The organism is Amycolatopsis camponoti, from assembly GCF_902497555.1.
Classification (GTDB): Bacteria; Actinomycetota; Actinomycetes; order Mycobacteriales; family Pseudonocardiaceae; genus Amycolatopsis; species Amycolatopsis camponoti.
Genome location: NZ_CABVGP010000001.1, coordinates 1,693,861 through 1,713,936, shown reverse-complemented (window position 1 = coordinate 1,713,936; position 20,076 = coordinate 1,693,861). Strand labels below are relative to the sequence as shown.

24 protein-coding genes are annotated in these 20,076 nt (G+C 70.3%); 10 read left to right on the top strand and 14 right to left on the bottom strand.

The features are described 5' to 3' along the window. Positions 1 to 10: 10 nt before the first annotated feature. From AA23TX_RS08315 to AA23TX_RS08305, 3 genes are read left to right on the top strand one after another with little or no spacing between them, the layout of a single operon-like run. Positions 11 to 724 (top strand): ABC transporter ATP-binding protein, encoded by a 714-nt coding sequence (locus AA23TX_RS08315; protein ID WP_155541979.1) that lies wholly within the window; start codon positions 11 to 13, stop codon positions 722 to 724. Next, the gene (locus AA23TX_RS08310) at positions 721 to 1,455 is read left to right on the top strand and encodes an ABC transporter permease (RefSeq protein WP_155541978.1); all 735 of its coding nucleotides are present in this window, start codon (positions 721 to 723) and stop codon (positions 1,453 to 1,455) included. The genes AA23TX_RS08315 and AA23TX_RS08310 overlap by 4 nt, the downstream gene beginning before the upstream one ends. A 13-nt stretch (positions 1,456 to 1,468) precedes the next feature. Then, a complete protein-coding gene (locus AA23TX_RS08305; protein ID WP_155541977.1) occupies positions 1,469 to 1,855 on the top strand; it encodes a PPOX class F420-dependent oxidoreductase in 387 nt (128 codons plus the stop codon). Here AA23TX_RS08305 and AA23TX_RS08300 read toward each other — a convergent pair. The 5 genes from AA23TX_RS08300 to AA23TX_RS08280 form a co-directional block, all read right to left on the bottom strand. After that, the gene (locus tag AA23TX_RS08300) at positions 1,839 to 2,315 is read right to left on the bottom strand and encodes a GNAT family N-acetyltransferase (protein ID WP_155541976.1); all 477 of its coding nucleotides are present in this window, start codon (positions 2,313 to 2,315) and stop codon (positions 1,839 to 1,841) included. The genes AA23TX_RS08305 and AA23TX_RS08300 overlap by 17 nt on opposite strands. Positions 2,316 to 2,355: 40 nt before the next feature. Further along, the gene (locus AA23TX_RS08295) at positions 2,356 to 2,706 is read right to left on the bottom strand and encodes a DUF1330 domain-containing protein (RefSeq protein WP_155541975.1); all 351 of its coding nucleotides are present in this window, start codon (positions 2,704 to 2,706) and stop codon (positions 2,356 to 2,358) included. Positions 2,707 to 2,864: 158 nt separating this feature from the next. Then, the gene (gene priA / locus AA23TX_RS08290) at positions 2,865 to 3,602 is read right to left on the bottom strand and encodes a bifunctional 1-(5-phosphoribosyl)-5-((5-phosphoribosylamino)methylideneamino)imidazole-4-carboxamide isomerase/phosphoribosylanthranilate isomerase PriA (protein ID WP_155541974.1); all 738 of its coding nucleotides are present in this window, start codon (positions 3,600 to 3,602) and stop codon (positions 2,865 to 2,867) included. Positions 3,603 to 3,638: 36 nt separating this feature from the next. Further along, the gene (gene hisH, locus AA23TX_RS08285; protein ID WP_155544323.1) at positions 3,639 to 4,256 is read right to left on the bottom strand and encodes an imidazole glycerol phosphate synthase subunit HisH; all 618 of its coding nucleotides are present in this window, start codon (positions 4,254 to 4,256) and stop codon (positions 3,639 to 3,641) included. A 32-nt stretch (positions 4,257 to 4,288) separates the two neighbouring features. Further along, positions 4,289 to 5,143, bottom strand: coding sequence for a hypothetical protein (locus AA23TX_RS08280; protein WP_155541973.1), 855 nt, complete (start codon positions 5,141 to 5,143; stop codon positions 4,289 to 4,291). Positions 5,144 to 5,312: 169 nt separating this feature from the next. Between AA23TX_RS08280 and AA23TX_RS49550 the strand changes: the two genes are divergently transcribed. The 3 genes from AA23TX_RS49550 (at position 5,313) to AA23TX_RS08270 (ending at position 7,355) form a co-directional block, all read left to right on the top strand. Beyond that, a complete protein-coding gene (locus AA23TX_RS49550; RefSeq protein WP_196425229.1) occupies positions 5,313 to 5,489 on the top strand; it encodes a hypothetical protein in 177 nt (58 codons plus the stop codon). Positions 5,490 to 5,614: 125 nt separating this feature from the next. Next, complete coding sequence (locus AA23TX_RS08275) at positions 5,615 to 6,787, top strand: acyl-CoA dehydrogenase family protein (protein WP_155541972.1); 1,173 nt, start codon at positions 5,615 to 5,617, stop codon at positions 6,785 to 6,787. Positions 6,788 to 6,824: 37 nt separating this feature from the next. Further along, positions 6,825 to 7,355, top strand: a complete 531-nt coding sequence (locus AA23TX_RS08270) for an NIPSNAP family protein (protein ID WP_155541971.1) — start codon at positions 6,825 to 6,827, stop codon at positions 7,353 to 7,355. On the opposite strand, the gene AA23TX_RS08265 is transcribed toward AA23TX_RS08270, so the two are convergent. Continuing rightward, complete coding sequence (locus AA23TX_RS08265) at positions 7,344 to 7,769, bottom strand: NUDIX hydrolase (protein WP_155541970.1); 426 nt, start codon at positions 7,767 to 7,769, stop codon at positions 7,344 to 7,346. The two genes, AA23TX_RS08270 and AA23TX_RS08265, sit on opposite strands and share 12 nt — an antisense overlap. 468 nt (positions 7,770 to 8,237) lie before the next feature. On the opposite strand from AA23TX_RS08265, the gene AA23TX_RS08260 reads away from it, so the two are divergent. After that, complete coding sequence (locus AA23TX_RS08260) at positions 8,238 to 9,323, top strand: hypothetical protein (RefSeq protein ID WP_155541969.1); 1,086 nt, start codon at positions 8,238 to 8,240, stop codon at positions 9,321 to 9,323. On the opposite strand, the gene AA23TX_RS08255 is transcribed toward AA23TX_RS08260, so the two are convergent. Continuing rightward, positions 9,301 to 10,185 (bottom strand): transketolase family protein, encoded by an 885-nt coding sequence (locus AA23TX_RS08255; RefSeq protein ID WP_155541968.1) that lies wholly within the window; start codon positions 10,183 to 10,185, stop codon positions 9,301 to 9,303. The two genes, AA23TX_RS08260 and AA23TX_RS08255, sit on opposite strands and share 23 nt — an antisense overlap. 6 nt (positions 10,186 to 10,191) lie before the next feature. After that, the gene (locus AA23TX_RS08250; protein ID WP_155541967.1) at positions 10,192 to 10,881 is read right to left on the bottom strand and encodes a thiamine pyrophosphate-binding protein; all 690 of its coding nucleotides are present in this window, start codon (positions 10,879 to 10,881) and stop codon (positions 10,192 to 10,194) included. 52 nt (positions 10,882 to 10,933) lie between these two features. Between AA23TX_RS08250 and soxR the strand changes: the two genes are divergently transcribed. Together soxR and AA23TX_RS08240 are read left to right on the top strand one after the other, a co-directional pair. Next, the gene (gene soxR, locus AA23TX_RS08245; RefSeq protein ID WP_155541966.1) at positions 10,934 to 11,395 is read left to right on the top strand and encodes a redox-sensitive transcriptional activator SoxR; all 462 of its coding nucleotides are present in this window, start codon (positions 10,934 to 10,936) and stop codon (positions 11,393 to 11,395) included. A 33-nt stretch (positions 11,396 to 11,428) separates the two neighbouring features. Continuing rightward, positions 11,429 to 11,962, top strand: a complete 534-nt coding sequence (locus tag AA23TX_RS08240; protein WP_196425228.1) for an RNA 2'-phosphotransferase — start codon at positions 11,429 to 11,431, stop codon at positions 11,960 to 11,962. Positions 11,963 to 12,283: 321 nt separating this feature from the next. On the opposite strand, the gene AA23TX_RS08235 is transcribed toward AA23TX_RS08240, so the two are convergent. Continuing rightward, complete coding sequence (locus tag AA23TX_RS08235; RefSeq protein WP_155541965.1) at positions 12,284 to 12,877, bottom strand: TetR/AcrR family transcriptional regulator; 594 nt, start codon at positions 12,875 to 12,877, stop codon at positions 12,284 to 12,286. Positions 12,878 to 13,081: 204 nt separating this feature from the next. On the opposite strand from AA23TX_RS08235, the gene AA23TX_RS08230 reads away from it, so the two are divergent. Further along, the gene (locus AA23TX_RS08230; protein ID WP_155541964.1) at positions 13,082 to 15,277 is read left to right on the top strand and encodes an MMPL family transporter; all 2,196 of its coding nucleotides are present in this window, start codon (positions 13,082 to 13,084) and stop codon (positions 15,275 to 15,277) included. Positions 15,278 to 15,451: 174 nt separating this feature from the next. On the opposite strand, the gene AA23TX_RS08225 is transcribed toward AA23TX_RS08230, so the two are convergent. From AA23TX_RS08225 to hisD, 5 genes are read right to left on the bottom strand one after another with little or no spacing between them, the layout of a single operon-like run. Next, a complete protein-coding gene (locus AA23TX_RS08225) occupies positions 15,452 to 16,819 on the bottom strand; it encodes an RNA polymerase subunit sigma-70 (RefSeq protein ID WP_196425227.1) in 1,368 nt (455 codons plus the stop codon). Between the two features lie 43 nt (positions 16,820 to 16,862). Continuing rightward, positions 16,863 to 17,021, bottom strand: a complete 159-nt coding sequence (locus AA23TX_RS49545) for a CG2302 family histidine operon protein (RefSeq protein ID WP_196425226.1) — start codon at positions 17,019 to 17,021, stop codon at positions 16,863 to 16,865. Beyond that, positions 17,018 to 17,617, bottom strand: coding sequence for an imidazoleglycerol-phosphate dehydratase HisB (hisB, locus tag AA23TX_RS08220; protein ID WP_155541963.1), 600 nt, complete (start codon positions 17,615 to 17,617; stop codon positions 17,018 to 17,020). Before hisB ends, AA23TX_RS49545 begins: the two co-directional genes overlap by 4 nt. Beyond that, positions 17,614 to 18,714: a histidinol-phosphate transaminase gene (locus AA23TX_RS08215; RefSeq protein ID WP_155541962.1), complete on the bottom strand. Its 1,101-nt coding sequence runs from the start codon at positions 18,712 to 18,714 to the stop codon at positions 17,614 to 17,616. The genes hisB and AA23TX_RS08215 overlap by 4 nt, the downstream gene beginning before the upstream one ends. Beyond that, positions 18,711 to 20,036 (bottom strand): histidinol dehydrogenase, encoded by a 1,326-nt coding sequence (gene hisD, locus AA23TX_RS08210; RefSeq protein ID WP_155541961.1) that lies wholly within the window; start codon positions 20,034 to 20,036, stop codon positions 18,711 to 18,713. Before hisD ends, AA23TX_RS08215 begins: the two co-directional genes overlap by 4 nt. Positions 20,037 to 20,076: the final 40 nt, after the last annotated feature.

The window sequence follows — 20,076 nt, the reverse complement described above, 5'->3', positions numbered from 1 at the left end:
AATTAAACACATGACTAATTCTGCGCTCGAGGTCACCGGCCTGCGGGTCCGGCGCGGAGGCCGGATGGTGGTGCGGGACGTGAGCTTCGCGGTGCCGCGCGGTGCCGTCACCGGGCTGCTCGGCCCGAGCGGCTGCGGCAAGACCACGCTGATGCGGGCGATCGTCGGCGTGCAGATCGTCGAAGGCGGCACCGTCACCGTGCTGGGCCTGCCCGCCGGCAGCCCGCCGCTGCGGCGCCGGATCGGGTACGCCACCCAGAATCCGGCGATCTACGCCGACCTGACCGTGCGCGAAGCGTTGCGGTACTTCGCCGCGGTGCTGCGAGCGCCGGCGTCCGATGTGGACCGGGTGATCGACGAAGTCGGCCTGACGGACCACGCCGGCAAGCTCGTCGGGTCACTGTCGGGCGGGCAGCACAACCGCGCGAACCTCGCCGTCGCGCTGCTCGGCGAGCCGGAACTGCTCGTGCTCGACGAGCCCACCGTCGGGCTCGACCCCGTGCTGCGCGACGAGCTCTGGGCGCTCTTCCGCCGGCTCGCCGACGGCGGCGCCACGCTGCTCGTGTCCAGCCACGTCATGGACGAGGCGGCGCGCTGCGACCGGCTCCTGCTGATGCGCGAAGGCGTCCTGCTGGCCGACGACGCACCGCTCGCCCTGCGCGAACGCACCGGCGCCGCCGACCTCGAAGGCGCCTTCCTGCACCTCGTGCGGGCCGCGTCGTGAACCCGGCGCTGACGCTCGCCACCACCCGGCGCATCCTCACGCAGCTGCGGCACGACCCGCGCACCGTCGTGATGCTGATCGTGGTGCCCACGCTCCTGATGGTGCTGCTGCGCTACGTCTTCAACTCGACGCTGGTGTTCAGCCGCATCGCGCCCGCGCTGCTCGGGGTGTTCCCGTTCCTGATCATGTTCCTCATCGCGTCGATCACGACGCTGCGGGAGCGGACCACCGCCACCCTCGAACGCCTGATGACGCTCCCCATCGGCCGGCTCGACCTGCTCTTCGGCTACGCGCTGGCGTTCGGCTCGATCGCCGTCGTCCAGGTGGCGCTCGCGGCGGGCGTCTCGCTGGGGTGGCTCGGTCTCGACCTCGCCGGTTCGGTCGTGATGCTGCTGGTGATCGCCGTCCTCGACGCGCTGCTGGGCATGGCGCTCGGGCTGTTCGTCAGCGCGTTCGCGCGCACCGAGTTCCAGGCCATCCAGTTCATGCCGGTGTTCGTGCTGCCGCAGATCCTGCTGTGCGGGCTGTTCGTGCCCCGTGCCGACATGGGCTGGCTGCTGCGGTGGCTGTCGGACGTCATGCCGCTGTCGTACGCGGTCGAAGCGCTGACCCGCGTCACGGCGTCCAGCACGATCGACGCGGTGATCCTGCGCAACCTCGTGGTGGTGGCCTGCTGCGCGCTGCTGGCGCTGGTGTTCGGCGCGGCGACCTTGCGGCGCCGGACGCCGTGACTACCGTGGTGCCATGGCATCCGAAACGGACCGGCTCGCGGCCGAGCGCTACGTCGTCCTGACCACGTTCCGCCGCGACGGGCGCGCGGTGCCGACCCCGATCTGGGTGGCGGGCGACGGCGGCGAGCTCGTCTTCAACTCCGTGCGCGACGTCGGCAAGGTCAAGCGCATCCGCAACAGCGGCCGGGTGGAGGTGCAGGCCTGCGACCTCCGCGGCCGCAAGACCCACGGCGCGAAGGTCAGCGGGCAGGCCCGGCTGCTGGACCTCGACGACACCCGGCGGGTCCAGGGCGTGATCGGGCGCAAGTACGGCGTCTTCGGGCGCCTGTCGATGTTCTTCTCGAAGCTGCGCGGCCCGGCCGACCGGACGGTCGGGATCGCCGTCAAGCTGGACGACTGAACCCGCGGAAGCCGCGGCGCAGGTAGTTCGGCAGGGCGTTCGGGTGATCGAGCGTCGAGGTGTGCAGCCAGACCCTTTTCGTGCCGGGGAGTGCCCACGCGTCGGCCACGACGAGGGTGAGCGCGTAGCCGCCGAGCCCCTTGCCGACGAACTCCGGCAGCAGGCCGAAGGTGGTGATCTCGACGTCGCCGCCGGGCTGCGACTCGACGTCGGCGGCGCCCGCGACGTCGCCGCGGTATTCGATGAGCCGGTACCGCCGGTTCGGTTCGGCCAGCCAGCTTTCCCAGTCCTCGTCGGTCCTGGACGCACTCGGCCACCGGTACGGCGTCCCGATCCGGACGTGCAGATCGCGGATCACCGGCCCCGGTCCGGTGGGTTGGAGCGCGACGCCGTCGACGGCCGGCGCCGGGTTGAGCTGGTCGGCGGCGGTCATTTCGAGCTGGGTGACGATCTCCTCCACCCGCGGCAACCTACGGCCCCCGGCCGCCGCTGTCAGCCCCTTATCGGGGCACGCTCGCCGCGCGCATCGCCGCGGCCATGGCGGCCGAGTCGTGGTCCGGGCCGCAGCCTTCGACGAGCACCAGGTCACCGGGGATGTGGTCGGCGCGCAGGCGCAGGATCTCGCGGTAGGCGGGTGAGTCGTACCACTCGCGCGCGGCGTCGAGGCCCGGGAACTCGATGACGACGAGCGCACCGGGCCATTCGCCTTCCACGACGTGCACCGGCGAACCGTGCACGACGAACTTCCCGCCGTACGGATCGAGCGTCGCCTGGATGCGTTCCAAGTACTCGAAGACGTCCTCAGGCAGCACGGCGGGCGGGCGCAGGTGGGCGAGTCCGTAGGCGGTCATGGCGTCCCTTTCGTTGGCGTGAAAGGAATCCTGACGCTTCTCGCGACCACCGTCGATTACGCCGGAGGTAATGCCGGCGCCGCACGGGCCGCGTCGTCGACCAGGCCCGCGCAGCCGCAGCTCCGAGTGCCCCGCCGCACGAACCGTGACCCGCCCGGCTAGACCTTCGCGACCGCGGCCAGCGCCTCGGGCAGCGTGAAGGCCCCCGCGTACAGAGCCTTCCCGACGATCGAGCCCTCGACCCCGTCCGAAGCCAGCCCGGCCAGCGCGACCAGGTCGTCCACACTGGACACGCCGCCGGAGGCGATCACCGGTGCGTCGGTGCGGGCGACGACGTCGCGCAGCAGCTCGAGGTTCGGGCCGCGCAGGGTGCCGTCCTTGCTCACGTCCGTCACGACGTAGCGGGACGCGCCGTCGCGGTCCAGGCGGTCGAGGACCTCCCACAGGTCGCCGCCGTCGGAGGTCCAGCCGCGGGCCGACAGGCGGTGGCCCGCCTCGGTGATCCGCACGTCGAGGCCGATCGCGACGCGGTCGCCGTACTCGCCGATCACGCGGGCGGTCCACTCCGGGTCCTCGAGCGCGGCGGTGCCGAGGTTGACGCGGCGGGCACCGGTGGCCAGCGCGGCCTTCAGCGACGCGTCGTCGCGGATGCCGCCGGAGAGCTCGACCTGGACGTCGAGCCGGCCGACGACGTCGGCGAGCAGCTCGCGGTTGCTGCCCTTGCCGAAGGCGGCGTCGAGGTCGACCAGGTGGATCCACTCGGCGCCGTCGCGCTCCCAGGCGAGCGCCGCTTCCAGCGGGCTGCCATAGGAGGTCTCGGTGCCGGCCTCGCCCTGGACGAGTCGCACGGCCTGGCCATCGGCCACATCAACGGCGGGAAGCAGCGTGAAAGTCACGCCGGTAACTCTAAAGCGGAGACCCCCGTCACCCGGTCAGAGGGTCGCGAGCCAGTTCTTCAGCAGCTGCGCGCCCGCGTCGCCGGACTTCTCCGGGTGGAACTGGGTGGCCCAGAGCGGCCCGTTTTCGACCGCCGCGACGAAGTCCTCGCCGTGATTGGCCCAGGTGACCTTGGGTGCCTGGCCGATCCCGGATTCCAGCTCCCACTTGCGCGCCGCGTAGGAGTGCACGAAGTAGAAGCGCTCCGCGGGGTCGAGCCCGGCGAAGAGCTGCGAATCGGCCGGCGCGCGCACCGTGTTCCAGCCCATGTGCGGCAGGACGTCGGCGTTCAGCCGGTCGACGACGCCCGGCCACTCCCCCGTGCCCTCGGTCTCCTCGCCGTGCTCGACGCCGCGGGAGAAGAGGATCTGCATGCCGACGCAGATGCCGAGCACGGGACGGCCGCCGGCGAGGCGCTTGCCGATGATCCGGTGGCCCTTGACGTCCAGCAGTCCCGCCATGCACGCCGAGTACGCGCCGACCCCGGGCACGACCAGGCCGTCGGCCTCGATCGCGGCATGAGGGTCGGCGGTGACCTCGACTTCGGCCCCGGCGCGCGCCACGGCGCGTTCGGCGGAGCGGAGGTTGCCGGAGCCGTAGTCGAGAATCACCACACGAGACACGCCACCCAGCGTAGCCGTCGCCCTCAGCGGCGCTCGAACGAATAGACGTCCGTCACGGTGTTGCACGGTGCGGGCGGCACGACCTCGACGCGCAGCACTCCGGCGTCGTAGTCGACGCCCTCCGGCGTGAACGTGCCGGTGCAGGTGCTGACCAGCGGGACCTGGCCGATTTCGCGCACCTTCGCCGTGACGTCGTGGCCGGTGAGGGGCCGCGGGAGGTCGATCTGCAGGAGCTGCAGGTTCGTCGGGAACAGGTCGTTGTAGGGGTCGCTGGTCGCGCAGATCAGGCGGGTGGGGCTGACGAAGTCGCAGCCCTGGGCGCTGCGGATGTGGTGGTCGAGGTGGATGCGGGCGGCGACGGGCAGGTCGCCGGCCGTCTTCGGGCCGCGCGGGTTGAGGAACGGCGTCGGGGAGACGTAGAGGCGGTCGATCTCGCCGAGTGGGCCGGAGACGAGCCACTGGCCGTCGGGGGTGGCCGCGACCTGGGCGTTGGCGTTCGGGGCGGGCTCGTCGGCCTGCAGCGGGTGGACGAACTCCGTCGTGGTGCCGTCGGGCTGGGTGACCAGGTACATCTTCCTGGTGGGCGTCGGGGCGACGGTGTCCTGGTAGACGTCGAAGACGTAGCCGCGCAGCGAGTCCGGGTCGCCGACGTGTCCCCAGCCCTCGTCCTTGAGCGGCTGCGGGATGGTGGCGCCGTTGCGGTAGACGATTTCGGGGGCGTGGCCGGGCAGGCGCAGCGTGGTGAGGCCCTCGCCGCTGACCCGGTTCTCGGCGGTGGTGTGCCCGGTCTGGCGCCAGGAGCTTTCGTGGGCCGTGGCGACCCCGGTGACGCCGAACAGGATGGCGGTGGTGAGAGCGAGCAGACTGGCCGCACGCATGTGCGCTCCTCGGGAGTAGAGGCCTTGGCGGCGGCGACGCGATTCTGCCATGGCGGGGTCACGGGCCGGAAGAATCTTGGCGAAGGACGTTTGGGCGTCCCGCTCGCTGGGTATTCAGCCATCCGATCGTGTGGGTGACCCTCGCGCGACCGGACGCCAGGAGGCGAAGATGGCCGAGGACGACTTGCTGTCCCAGATGCTGCACGCCTGGCGCGACGACATCGAGAGCGTGCCGTTTCCGCAGTTCACCGAGCTGCTGATCCCTCGTCAGCAGATCCGGCCGCGGTGTTCGCCGTCCGCGTCTGCTGCCCGCGTGACGAACGCCACGCGGAGGACAGACGCCTGACTGTGGTTTCCTGCGAGGGCCGCATCGCCGCGTCCCCCGGGAGCCCTCATGAGTGAGCCTGCGAACGAATCATTCAACACTGCGCCCAGGGCTCAGGCCGCACTGAGCGTCAGCGAGGTGCGCGCATGAGCCGCACCCCTGATCCGCACGACTTCCTCGACCTCGACGCCGGGCTCGCCGAGGAAGAGCGCGGCATCCGCGACGCCGTCCGCGCGTACGCGAAGGACAACCTGCTCGACCACGTCGCCGATTGGTACGAATCGGGCGCGCTCCCGGCCGCCGAGCTGGCCAAGGGCTTCGGTTCGCTGGGGCTGCTGGGCATGCACCTGGAAGGCTACGGCTGTGCCGGCACCAGCGCGGTCGCGTACGGCATCGCGTGCCGCGAGCTGGAAGCCGTCGACTCGGGGCTGCGCAGCTTCGTGTCGGTGCAGGGTTCGCTGGCGATGTACGCGATCCACAAGTGGGGCAGCGAGGAGCAGCGCCAGGAGTGGCTGCCGCGGATGGCCACCGGCGACGCGCTGGGTTGCTTCGGGCTGACCGAGCCGGACGCGGGCAGCGACCCGGGCGCGATGCGGACACGGGCGGTGCGCGACGGGTCGGACTGGGTGCTTTCGGGCACGAAGATGTGGATCACCAACGGAACGGTCGCCGGCGTGGCGGTCGTCTGGGCCCAGACCGACGACGGCATCCGCGGCTTCGTCGTCCCGACGTCGACACCGGGGTTCACGGCCAACGAGGTCAAGCACAAGCTGTCGCTGCGGGCGTCGCTGACGGCGGAACTGGTCCTCGACGGCGTGCGGCTCCCCTCTTCTGCCGCGTTCCCCGAGGTCCGGGGCTTGCGCGGCCCGCTGTCGTGCCTGAACGAAGCCCGCTACGGGATCTTGTTCGGCGTGGTCGGGGCGGCTCGCGCGTGCTACGAGTCGGCGCTGGAGTACACGCTGTCGCGGTCGCAGTTCGGCAAGCCGCTGGCCGGGTTCCAGCTGACCCAGCGCAAGCTGGCCGACCTGCTGGTCGAGGTCAACCGGGCCGGCCTGGTGGCGCTGCAGATCGGGCGGCTCAAGGACGCGGGGACGTTGCACCACAACCACGTGAGCTTCGGCAAGATGGCGAACGTGCGGTCGGCCCTGGACGCGGCCCGCACGGCGCGCTCGATGCTCGGCGCGAACGGGATTTCGCTGGAGTACCCGGTGATGCGGCACATGGCGAACCTGGAGACGGTCCTGACGTACGAGGGCACGGAGGAGATGCACGCGCTGTCCCTGGGCCAGGCGGTGACGGGGCTGGCGGCGTTCCGCTGATCAGTTTTTGTCGGTGGTGGTCTCTAGTGTGCGGGCCGTGGACTTTTCTTCGTTCGAGACGGTGCTGGAACTGCGCCGCTACACCCTGCACCCCGGCCGGCGCGACGAGCTGATCGCGCTGTTCGAGCGCGAGTTCGTCGAGCCCCAGGAGGCTTCGGGGGCGCATCTGTTCGGGTTGTTCCGCACTGCGGCGTCTCCGGACGAGTTCGTGTGGTTGCGGGGATTCTCTTCCTTCGCCGCGCGCGCTGACGCGCTTTCCGCGTTCTACACGGGACCGGTGTGGCGCCGTTTCCGCGACGAGGCGAACGCGACGATGGTGGACTCGGACAACGTGCTGCTGCTGCGTCCGGTCCGTCGTGGGCTGACTTCCCCACCCCCGGGTTCGGGGGTGTACGTCTCCTTCGAGGCGTCGCCGTCGGCGTTCGCGGTGTTCGAGACGGAGCCCGCGCCGAACAACTTCCCGCGGCTGCCGGTGCGGACGGACGGGCCGTTCACGGTGTCGTTCAGCCGGGCCGCTTCTCCTGGCGCCGAGTCGCTGGAGCCGACTTCGCGGTCGTTACTCCGTTGAGAGCAGTTCGGTGAGCCCGGCGGGGTAGAGGATCTTGCTGCCGTTCTTGAAGTCCTCGACGTCGACCCACCGCGCGGTGGCGGGGTCGTCGAGGATCTTCATTTCGTCTTTGGCGTACATGCCGCGGTCGACGAACTCGGCCTTGTAGATGAAGGCGATCTCGTGCCCAGGCCGGTTTTCCGAGGTGAAGACGTTCTCGAGGACACCGAGCCGCTTGCCGACCTTGATCTCGGCGTCGAGTTCTTCGCGGAACTCGCGTTCGAGGGCGTCCCTGCTGCTCTCCCCGAACTCGACCCCGCCGCCGAGGGGCCGGTAGTAGGTCTCGTCCTTGAAGTCATCACGCCCTTCGAAGACGAGCAGCGAATCCCCACGCCAGACGACAGCGAGCGCGAGCGGCCTGATGGTGAGCCCCATGGGGGTGACGCTATCGGGCTTCCGCTCGCAAAGCACGACCCAGCCGGCCCATCCCGCACCGACGGTCAAGAGCACCCCGAGGGCAAGCCACGCCCAGCGACTGCCGAACACCCCGGCCAGAGCCACCACCACGATGCCCACGGCAGGCACCGCCCAGGGCGAAAAGCCCATCACCACCTCGTCCCGGCTTGTCGACTAGGTCTGAATGCTGACCTAACATGGTCGAATCCTGGAGGGCGGGGTGAGGGCCATGCGCGGATTCCGGCTCGCTGTCACGTCGTTCGCCCTGTTCGGCTACGGCAAAGGTCCGCTCCAGCCACCCGGCGAGAGCGAGGACAAGTCCGGCAACCGCCGGTGCCCGCATTGCGGTGGCGTACTCCGGGCACGCGGCGACAAGTCGTACTGCCGCAGGTGTGCCCGGGTCACTTCCAAGAATCCCGGGGACGGCTGACGGTGGGAGGACCTTCTTTGCCGGACGCCGCGGTAGGACTGGGCAGCCGGATCGGCCGCTACTTCAGCGTGGTCAGCGTGCTTCCCGCGCTCTTCTTGGTCGTGTGGACCGCCGCTCTGGTCACCAGCGGTGCCTGGCACAGTCGGCCCGACCTCTCCCTGATGGTGAGCCGGCTCGGCGGTTTGAACCTGAGCGGGGCCGCGTGGCTCATCCTGATCACGATTCTGGTTGCGCTGTTCCTGCATCCGCTGCAGTTGGGCATGACCCGCCTGCTCGAAGGGTATTGGGGAAGCTCACGCGCAGCCACCTTCCTTCGTCGCCGCATCACCCATCACCGGAAACGCCTTGCGCGACTTGAAGATCGCGAAATGGCCTTGATCGGACAGCTCGAAAACGCACTCGACGACATGTTGACCAAGCATCGAGGCATCGCCCGGTCGTCCGAGTTGACAGCCGGCGATCTCACCTCGGCGAGGGAGGCGATGTTCGAGAGCGACTTCGGTCACCGGCTGAGCGGTTTGCAAGCGGCGATCGCTACCATTCCCCATTCGCTGGCCCGGTACCCGCGTCCCGATCGCATCATGCCCACCAGGCTGGGAAATGTTCTCCGCTCCGCGGAAGACGCCGCGGGAAAGCGGTACGAACTCGACACGATCCGAACAGCATCGCACATCGCGCTCGTCGCACCGGAAAATCACCTCACCTACCTCGACGATGCGCGCCAGCAGCTGGACACCTCGGCAAGGCTTTGCGTGGTCGCGCTCCTGGTCACCCTCGAGACAGCGGTCTTCTTACTGCCGACCGGGTGGTGGCTTCTGCTCGCGATCGCCCCATACTCGTTGGCCTACATCGCCTATCGGGCCTCCATCGCCGCTGCGGGACAGTACATGGGCATCGTCAGCACCGTGATGGATCTCAACCGGTTCAAGTTCTACGAAGCCTTGCACATCGAACTCCCCCGAAACCCGCGGGAGGAGCGAGCGAACAACCGCGAACTCATGCGACTTCTCAAAGGGGCCGAGAAAGTGAGGGTGTTCTACAAGCACCCTACCGGCACTCCCGGCACCGGTGCGCCTCCCCCTACTCCCCCAGGAAATCCCTGATCGACAACCTCAACGACCCCGCATCCAGCCCATGGGCCAGATCATGGTCACCGATCTCTCCATAAGTCCGCACCTCGGCATCCCGCCGAACCCCCAAAGACCGCAACCGATGCGGCAGATCCGACAAAGCCTCCGAAACCCAGTAAGCCGAAGTCCCCGCCGAATAAGGCTCCACGAGAACAACCGAACCAGAAGCCGAAAGCACCGCCGACCGCAAACCGGCCGAATCAAAAGGCCGAATGGTCGACGCATACAACACCGTCACATCCAGGCCCGCACACGCCCGCAGCACCCGATCCAGCACCGGCCCCACAGCAACGACAACACCGGCCGAACCAAACCGCAGCCGAGTGAACCCCACCCCGAGATGCGGCGAAGCATTGGCCTGAGCCGAAAGCCGAAGATAAACCCGCCCATCCCCCGGAACAGACTCCAGCAACAACCGCCGAGCCTCGGCAGCGTGACCCGGCACATGCACCGTCCACCCCGGCAAGGAGTCGATCAAAGCAACATCACCCGGCGACTGATGCGTCCGCCCCGCCATCGACATGTCGTACGACGCCCCGTACGACACCAGAACCCCACCCACCTCCTGGTGCGAAAAGTCCAGCTTGATCTGCTCGAACGCGCGCTCCACCAGGAACGACGGGAACGTGTGCACGATCGGCCGCAGCCCCGCCAGCGCCAGACCCGCACCCGTGCTCACCAGCAACTGCTCGCGGATCCCCACGTTGATCACCCGGTCCGGGTGCCGCCGCGCCGCGCCGGCCAGCTGGGCCGCCGAAATGTCCGCCAGGACCACCGCCACGTCCGGGTCCGCGTCCAGAATCTCTTCCGTCGTCTTCAAAAACGTTTCCCTCATGGAAAATCAGCCCTTCGGTTCGACGACGGCGACCACGGCCAGCGGCCGGCCGGGATGGGCGTCGGTGAACGCCGAGTACAGCGCCGCATGGTCGCGGCCGGACACCGTGCGCGTCTCCCAGCCCTCCACCTCGAAGCGGCGGGCGAGGCCTCCCGGCCAGCCGTGCGTCGACGAGCGATTGTCGATCACCACCGTCGTCAGGTTTTCGAGGCCGGAGCGCGCCGCGACGACGATCGCCTCGTGGTTCGATCCCTCGTCCAGCTCGGCGTCGCCGATCAGCGTCACGACCTTCGACGGCAGCCCGCGGGCGCGCAGCCCGAGCGCCGTGCCGAACGCGATCGGCAGGCCGTGGCCGAGGGAGCCGCTGGAGATCTCGACGCCGGGGACGCGCCGGCGGTCCGGGTGGCGGCCGAGGCGCGACAGCGCGTTGGACCACATCGGCAGCTCGGCTTCGTCGAGAAAGCCCTTCACCGTCAGCACGGCGTAGTACGCCATCGGCCCGTGTCCCTTGGACAGCAGGAAACGGTCGCGGTCCGGCGAGCGGAAGTTCGCCGGCGTGACGTCGAGCACGCGGTCGTAGAGCACCCACAGGACGTCCACAGTGGACTCTGCGGCGGCGTGGTGCTTGTCGTCGCCGGTCATCAACGAGATCAGTCGCGGTAGCTCGGCGTAGCCCGGTTCGGTCGCAGTGGTCATACTCCGACGATGCAACCTCGACTAAACTCGAAGTCAAGGATAGCCTGAGCTGGTGACGAGGCTCGCTGAACATCTCAGCATCGGACAGGTGGCGGACCGCAGCGGCGTGCCGCACACGGCACTGCGGTTCTACGAGGAGAAAGGCCTGATCAGCTCGGAGCGGTCGGCGGGCAACCAGCGCCGCTACTCACGCTCGGTGCTGCGGCGGATCGCGTTCATCCGCGCCGCGCAACGGGTCGGGCTCTCCCTCGAAGACATCAGCGCGGCGCTGGCGTCACTGCCCGCCGACCACGCCCCGACGAAGACCGACTGGGCGCGGCTGTCGCGCGACTGGCAGCACGAGCTCGACGCGCGGATCGACGCCCTGCAACGGCTTCGCGACCGGCTCACCGGCTGCGTCGGCTGCGGGTGCCTGTCGCTGCGCAGCTGCGCGCTCTACAACAACGACGACGAGCTGGCGCGCTTCGGGCCGGGAGCGAGCAAGCTTCGTCCGGCGGTCGAGGGCGGCATCTAAATCGCTTGCCCGCCGCGGGATCCTGGGGAGGAAATGAACGAGAAAGAACTGATCCGCATCTCCAAACGGATGTCACTGCACCTGCGCCACAACCCGGCCGCGGCCGGCCTCACCCTCTCCCCCGACGGCTGGGTCGACGTGGACGCGCTGCTGCGCGCGCTGAAGATCACCCGCGAACAGCTCGACGAAGTGGTCGAGACGAACAACAAGCGCCGCTTCGCGTTCGACGAGACCGGCGCGCGCATCCGCGCGAGCCAGGGCCACAGCGTCACGGTCGACCTCGGCCTGGCGGACGCACAGCCGCCGGACGTGCTCTACCACGGCACGGTGGCAAAGTTCCTCGACGCCATCCTGCGCGAGGGGCTGCACCCGATGAACCGCCACGCGGTCCACCTTTCGGAAACGGTCGACACGGCCCGGACCGTAGGCGCCCGCCGAGGCAAGCCGGTGATCCTCCGAGTCGACGCCGCGGCGATGTCCGAGACGGGACACGCGTTCCAGGTGAGCGCGAACGGAGTCTGGCTGACGGCGAGCGTGCCACCGAAGTACCTCTACCGCATCGGCTGAGGCGCGCCGCAGCGGTCGACACGCGCACACGGACGGCCGACACGCGCACCCGGAGGGCCGACACGCGCACCCAGGCGGACGACACGCGTACCCAGGCGGCCGACACGCGCGCCGGAAGCCGGATCTCGCGCGAATGGGCGCGCGACTCGCGTGATCAGCGAGGCATCACGCGTGACCGGGCGGGCATCACGCGTGATTGGCGGGGCATCCCCCGTAGCTGGCGCGCATCTCGCGTGATCAGCGAGGCATCTCGCGTGACCGGGCGGGCATCTCGCGTGACCGGGCGGGCATCTCGCGTGATTGGCGGGGCATCACGCGTGATCAGAGGGTCGACACCGCTGTGGGGGTTCGGCGGCGGGGGCGGCCCAGGAGGCGGCGGCCCACATCCAGCAGTTCCGTGCGCAGGACGTCGTCGCTCAGGCGGGCCAGGTCCGGGGAACCGCCGGCCATCGCGATGCCCGTCAGCGCCACCATCGCGTTGACGCGCGCCGCCGGCGTCGGGTCCGGGCCCGACAGGATGCCCAGCAGCGCCTGGCCGAAGCCCTCCATGCCGCCGTGCGCCGACTTCTCGATCGCGCGGACCAGGCCCGGGTCGCTCGAAAACAGCGCCACCAGCGCGCGGTGCCGGATCACCAGGTCGACGAACCCCTCCAGCAGCAGGTCCACCTGCGTGCCGCGGCGCTTCTGCGCGGCCGCGCGCAGCACCAGCTCGTCCAGATCGCGCACGCCGGGCTCGGCGACGGCCTCGGTGATCTCCGCCTTCGTCTTGAAGTGGTAGTAGACCGCCGCCTTCGTGATGCCGAGCGCGTCGGCGATCATCTGCAGCGACGTGCCCTCGACCCCGTGTTCGGTGAACAGCCGCAACGCGGTCTGCAGCAGTCGGGTCCGGGTGTCCTCGGCCGGGCCGGCGGTCATTCTTCCTCCTCATCGAGCCGTCGGAGCGTACGTCACTCCCTGTCGATCGGCAAACCAGCCACTAGCCGATCGGCTGGGATAAACCTTGCTGTTCGGCAAGTCACATACTTGCCGATCGGCTTGGACTATGCTTGCCGATCGGCTAGCTTGGTCAGTAATCAATTGGAGTGAACCGACCCCGTTCGGGCGAAACGGAGCTGACTCGTGGCGACCTTCCTGTACCGGCTCGGCCGGTTGTCCTTCCGGCGGCGGGCGCTGGTCGCCGCCGTCTGGGCAGCCGTCCTCGTGGCGCTCGGGCTGGGCGCGCTCACGCTGTCCGGCCAGCTGTCGAACTCGGTGACGATCCCCGGCACCGAGTCGCAGCGGGCCGTCGACCTGCTGACCGAGAAGTTCCCGCAGGCCAACGCCGGTGGCGCCACCGCGCGCGTCGTGATCGAGGCGCCGGCCGGCACCACCGTGACCGACGCGAAGGGCAAGGCGGCCGTCGAGACGCTGGTCGGGCAGCTGAAGACCGCGCCGAAGGTCGCGGTGGTCGTCGACCCGTTCCAGGCGCAGTCGATCTCCCCCGACAAGCGCGTCGCGCTCGCCCAGGTCAGCTATGGCGCGAAGGCCTACGAGCTCACCGACGGTGACCGCCAGGCGCTGCTCGACGCGGCGAAAGCCACCCGCGAGGCCGGGTTCACCGTCGAGTTCGGCGGTGACGCCGTCCAGGGCGTCCCCGAGACCGGCGCGACCGAGGGCCTGGGTGTCGCGGTCGCCGCCGTCGTGCTGATCATCACCTTCGGCTCGCTCGTCGCCGCCGGGATCCCGCTGCTCACCGCGCTGATCGGCGTCGGCACCGGGATGGGCGGCATCTTCCTCGCCTCCGGCTTCCTGGAGCTGAACTCGAACACGCCGATCCTCGCGCTGATGATCGGGCTGGCCGTCGGCATCGACTACGCGCTTTTCATCGTGTCGCGCTACCGGCACGAGCTGAAGCTCGGCCGCGATCCCGAGGAGGCCGCGGGCCGCGCCACCGGCACCGCCGGTTCGGCTGTCGTGTTCGCCGGGCTCACCGTCATCATCGCGCTGGCCGGCCTGACCGTCATCGGCATCCCGTTCCTCGGCCAGATGGGCGTCGCCGCGGCCGTGACCGTGGCGGTCGCCGTGGTCATCGCCCTGACGCTGCTGCCCGCGATCCTCGGCTTCGCCGGCACCCGGGTCGCCGGCGAGCGCATCCGGCTGCGCCGCAAGCCCGTCGAAACGACGCACGGCGAGCGTTGGGCGCGGTTCGTCGCCCGCCACCGGTGGCCGGTGCTGCTCGTCGCACTGGCCGGGATGGCCGTCGTCGCGCTGCCCGCGCTCGGCATGCAGCTCGGCCTGCCCAACGACGCGACCGCCGCGCCGGAGTCCACGCAGCACAAGGCGTACGAGATCGCCAGCCGCAGCTTCGGCGAAGGCTCGAACGGGCCGCTGCTGGTCGTCGTCGACACCGGCGCGAGCACCAACCGGCAGGCCGCACTCGGCCAGGCCGCGGCCGACATCCAGAAGCTCCCCGACGTCGCCGCCGTCACTCCGCCGCGGGTCAACCAGACCGGTGACACGGCGTTGCTCACGGTGATCCCCAAGAGCGGGCCGAGCAGCACCCAGACCGAGGACCTGGTGGCCGCGATCCGCACCGAGTCCGGCGCGCTGGAGAACGCGACCGGCGCGAAGCTGGCCGTCACCGGGCAGACCGCGGCGAACATCGACGTCTCGGAGAAGCTGTCCGACGCGATGCTGCCCTACCTCGCGCTGATCGTCGGGCTGGCGTTCGTGCTGCTGATGCTGGTGTTCCGCTCGGTCGTGGTGCCGCTGAAGGCGACGATCGGCTTCCTCGGCTCGGTCGCGGCGACGTTCGGCGCGGTGGTCGCGGTGTTCCAGTGGGGCTGGCTGACGGACCTGCTCGGCGTCAAGTCGACCGGGCCGATCATGAGCATGCTGCCGATCCTGCTGATCGGCGTCCTCTTCGGACTGGCGATGGACTACCAGGTGTTCCTGGTGACGCGGATGCGCGAGGAGCACGTCCACGGCGCGGAGCCGCAGGAGGCGATGGTCACCGGCTTCCGCCACGGCGCGCGGGTGGTCGTCGCGGCGGCGCTGATCATGATCAGCGTGTTCGCCGGGTTCATCCTGGCCGAGTCGGCACTGATCCAGTCGATCGGCTTCGCGCTGGCGTTCGGCGTGCTGGTGGACGCGTTCGTGGTCCGGATGACGCTGGTGCCGGCGGTGATGTCGCTGCTGGGCCGCGGCGCGTGGTGGCTGCCGAAGTGGCTGGACCGCATCCTGCCGGACGTTGACGTGGAGGGCGAGAAGCTCACGAAGCACCTCGACGCCGCACCCGACGACGACGAGCGCGAACTGGTCGGCGCGAGCCGGTGAGCCGCTGGTTGTCCACAGCCCGGCGGGGTTGTGGACAACCAGGCTCCGGCAGCCGGTTTTGTCGGCCGGGGCCGATAGACTGGACCAGGGACGCCCCCCGGAGAGGGTGGGGGCCGCTCTCGGTGGGGGCCGCTCTCGGCGGGGCCGCTCTCGGCGGGGTCAGCGTCGGCGCGGTCAGCCCGGTGCGGGAACGCCGTCGAGGATGATCACCGGGAACACCCGGTCCGTGTTCCGCTCGTAGGCCGACGTCCCATCGGACACCCTGCCGTACAGCCGGTCGCGTTCCTCACCCGTCGTCACGATCGCCCGGGCCTCGTAGGACCCGTCGCCGAGTTCGACCGTCACCGATGGGTTCGCGCGCAAGTTGTGGAACCACGCCGGATGCCGGGGCGCCCCCGCCTTCGAGCCGACCACGAACACGCGGCCCTCGTCGTCGACCGCATAACCGAGCGGGACCGTTGTCCGCCGGCCGGTGCGGGCGCCCGTTGTCGTCAGCAGCAGGATCGGGAACGGTGGCTGGCTGACCACACCCCGCTGGGCGCGGAATTCGCTGATGACGCCTTCGTTGTAGGTCCGGAACTCCTCGTCGGCCGGCACGCTCGACTCCGTGGGAAGGCCGAACCGCGCCACCAGTTCGGGGCCGCCCGGGAACACCGTGATGCGGGCTATTCCGGTGGCCGTGACCGTGAGCACCGCGATCCCGAGGGCCTGGCCGTGGTAAGACGTCGCCGCGGCGGGTTGGCCGTTCGCGCGCGTCGGGGTCATCCGCCAGTCGCCGGGAGCGCCGAGCACCTGTGCCAGGTAGCGCAGGCACGTCGCCTTGCCGGAGAACCAGGTCCGCGTGCCCACCAGCTCGATGGCGGCGTCGGCGCGCAACGCCTGCTCCAGAACCGCCAGGTCGGCGTTCTCGAAACCGGCGATGTACTGGCGCAGCAGGTCCCGGGCGTGCGGTTCGGCCGGCTCGACGACGTCGTCGGGCGACGGCGCGACCTCGTCGAGCCGGGCGCGGGCCCGTTGCAGCGTGCTCTTGACCGCGGCCGTGGAGATCTCCAGCATGGCCGCGACCTCGGCGGCGCTGAACCCCAGCACCTCCCGGAGCAGGAGCACCGCGCGTTGCCGGGCCGGCAGGTACTGCAGCGCGGCGACGAGCGCCAGCCGCACGCTGTCCCGCTCCGCCGAGAGCGTGGCCGGGTCGGGGGTCACCAGCGCGTCCGGGACCGGCCCCAGCCAGGCCACCTCGGGCCCCGCCGGCACCGGCGGCGCGCCGGGGTCGACGGCCGGGCCCCCCAGGCCGGCGGGCAGCACCCGCCTGCCGCGCTGCTCCAGCGCGGACAGGCAGGCGTTGGTCGCGATGCGGTGGAGCCAGGTGCGCAGCGAAGAACGGCCTTCGAACGTGCCGTACGACCGCCACGCCCGCAGGTACGTCTCCTGCACCAGGTCCGCGGCGTCGTCCGCCGAACCGACCATGCGGTAGCAGTGCGCCAGCAGCTCCGGCCGGAACGGCTCCGCCTGCCGCGCGAACTCCTCTGACCACTCCGTCATCAGCATGCCAAGGTAGACCGCCCGCGACGCTGAAAGGAATCGGTCAGCTCATGAACCAGAAGATCGCGCCGCCGATGGCGAGCAGGGCCGCGACGCCGAGCACGCCCGCCATGAACTTGGCCGTCTTCCACGTCGAGTAGACCCCGCCCACGAGGAAGCCCCCGAGGGCGAGCAGGAGGACTCCGACGACTTCCTTGCTCACAGAACGCCCTTCGTGGAGGGGATGCCGGCCGCGCGCGGGTCCGGCTCCGTCGCGGCCCGCAACGCGCGGGCCACCGCCTTGTACTCCGCCTCCGCGATGTGGTGCGGGTCGCGGCCGTGGATCACCCTTACGTGCAGCGCGATCTGCGCGTGGAACGACAGCGAGTCGAACACGTGCCGCGTCAGCACGAACGGGTAGTTGCCGCCGATCGTGAAGGTGTTGAACTGCTCCGGCTCGCCCACGTGCACGCAGTACGGGCGCCCCGACACGTCGATCGCCGCGTGGGCCAGGGTCTCGTCCATCGGGATCCACGCGTCGCCGAAGCGGCGGATGCCGCTCTTGTCGCCCAGGGCCTGGCGGATCGCCTGGCCCAGCACGATCGCCGTGTCCTCGACCGTGTGGTGCGCGTCGATGTGGATGTCGCCGGTCGCCTCGACCTTGAGGTCCAGGGAGCCGTGGACGCCGAACGCCGTCAGCATGTGGTCGTAGAACGGCACGCCGGTCGAGATCTCGACCTCGCCCGTGCCGTCGAGGTCCAGCTGCACGGAGATCGAGGACTCCTTGGTGGTCCGCTCGATCTTGCCGATCCGGGTCATCGGGAAACTTCCTTACTCGCCTCGAGGAAGGCGTCGTTCTCTTCCGGGGTGCCGATGCTCACGCGCAGGTGCCCGTCGATGCCGGGGTCGCGGATCAGCACTCCCTTGTCCAAATAGGACTGCCACGCCGCGTGCGGATCGCTGAACCGTCCGAAGAGGACGAAGTTCGAATCGCTCGGCACGGGGTCGTAACCCAGCCCCGCCAGCGCCTCCACGACGCGGTCGCGTTCCGCCGCCAGCTTGTGCACACTGTCCAAAGTGGCGTCCGCGTGGCGCAGTGCCGCCCGCGCGGCCGCCTGCGTGAGCCGCGAAAGGTGGTACGGCAGCCGCACCAGCTGCAGCGCGTCGACGACCGCCGGGGCCGCGGCCAGGTAGCCCAGCCGCCCGCCCGCGAACGCGAACGCCTTGCTCATCGTGCGCGACACGATCAGCCGCGCCGGGTAGTCGGCCAGCAACCCGACCGCGCTCGGCTGCGACGAGAACTCCGCGTACGCCTCGTCGACCACCACGATCCCCGTGGCCGCGTCCAGGACGGCACGCAGCTCCGGCAGCGGGATCGAGCCGCCGGTCGGGTTGTTCGGGCTGGTGACGAACACGATGTCCGGCCGTTTCTCGGCGATCAGCGCAGCCGCCGCGGCCGTGTCGAGCGTGAAGTCGGCGCGGCGCGGCGCCGGGACCCACTCGGTGCGCGTGCCCGACGCGATGATCGGGTGCATCGAGTACGACGGCTCGAAGCCCAGCGCGCTGCGCCCGGGACCGCCGAAGGCCTGCAGGATCTGCTGCAGCACCTCGTTGGACCCGTTGGCGGCCCAGACGTTCGCCTCCGACAGCACCACCCGCGTCGACACGCTCAGGTAGTCGGCCAGGTCCTGGCGCAGCGCCAGGGCGTCGCGGTCCGGGTAGCGGTGCAGCTCGGCAGCCTCAAGACGGACGGCTTCGGCCACGTCCGCGACCAGCTCGGGCGGCGGCGGGTACGGGTTCTCGTTGGTGTTGAGCCGGACCGGGACGTCCAGCTGCGGCGCGCCGTACGGCGTCTTCCCGCGCAGGTCGTCGCGCAGCGGCAGCTGGTCCAGGGTGACGTCTTCGCCGATGGTCATCGGACGGAACCTCCGAAGCGCGCGGCGACGGCCTCGCCGTGCGCGGGCAGGTCCTCGGCGTCGGCCAGCGCGACGACGCGGCCGGCGACCTCGCGCAGCGCGTCCTCGGAGTAGTCCACGACGTGGATGCCCTTGAGGAAGCTCTGCACGGACAGGCCCGAGGAGTGGCGGGCGAAGCCGCCGGTGGGCAGGACGTGGTTGGACCCGGCGCAGTAGTCGCCGAGCGACACCGGGGCGTACGCGCCGACGAAGATCGCGCCCGCGTTGCGGACCCGGGCGGCGACCGCGCGCGCGTCCGCCGTCTGGATCTCGAGGTGCTCGGCGGCGTAGGCGTCGACGACGCGCAGGCCGTCGTCCACTGTGGACACCAGGATGACGCCGGACTGCTTGCCGCCCAAAGCCTCGGCGACGCGTTCGGAGTGCTTCGTCGCCGCGACGCGGTTCACCAGGTCCTTGTCGACGGCGTCGGCCAGCTCGACGGAAGTCGTCACCAGGACGCTCGCCGCCAGGGGGTCGTGCTCGGCCTGGCTGACCAGGTCGGCGGCGACGTGCACCGGGTCGGCCGTCTCGTCGGCGAGGATGGCGATCTCGGTCGGGCCGGCCTCGGAGTCGATGCCGATCAGGCCGCGCAGCATCCGCTTCGCCGCGGTCAGGTAGATGTTGCCCGGGCCGGTGACGACGTCGACCGGGGTGAGCTCCGTGCCGTCGGTGTCCGTGCCGCCGTACGCGAGCAGAGCGACGGCCTGGGCGCCTCCCACCGCCCACACCTCGTCGACGCCGAGGAGCTCGGCCGCGGCGAGGATGGTCGGGTGCGGCAGGCCGTCGAACGCGGCCTGCGGCGGTGAGCAGACGACCAGCGAGCCGACGCCCGCGATCTGCGCCGGGACGACGTTCATCACCACGGTCGAGGGGTACACGGCCAGCCCGCCCGGGGCGTACAGCCCGACGCGCTCGACCGGCACCCACTTCTCGGTGACCGTGCCGCCGTCGACGACCGTGGTCGTGACGTCGGTGCGGCGCTGCTCTTCGTGCACCTTCCGGGCGCGGGTGATCGACTCCTCCAGCGCGGCGCGCACGGCCGGGTCCAGCTCGGCCAGCGCCTTCGTCAACAAAGCACGCGGCACCCGCACGGACGCCGGCCGCACCTTGTCGAACTTCTCCGTGTACTCGAGGACGGCTTCGACACCGCGGTCACGGACCGCCTCGACCACCGGGCGCACGTGATGCAGCGCCGCGTCCACGTCGTATTCGGCGCGGGGAAGCGTGGCGCGCAGTTCGGCGGCGGTCGGGACCTGCCCACGCAGGTCGGTGCGGTTCAACATGCCACCAGGGTACGAGGTCACGCCGAAGGGGTTTTCAGCG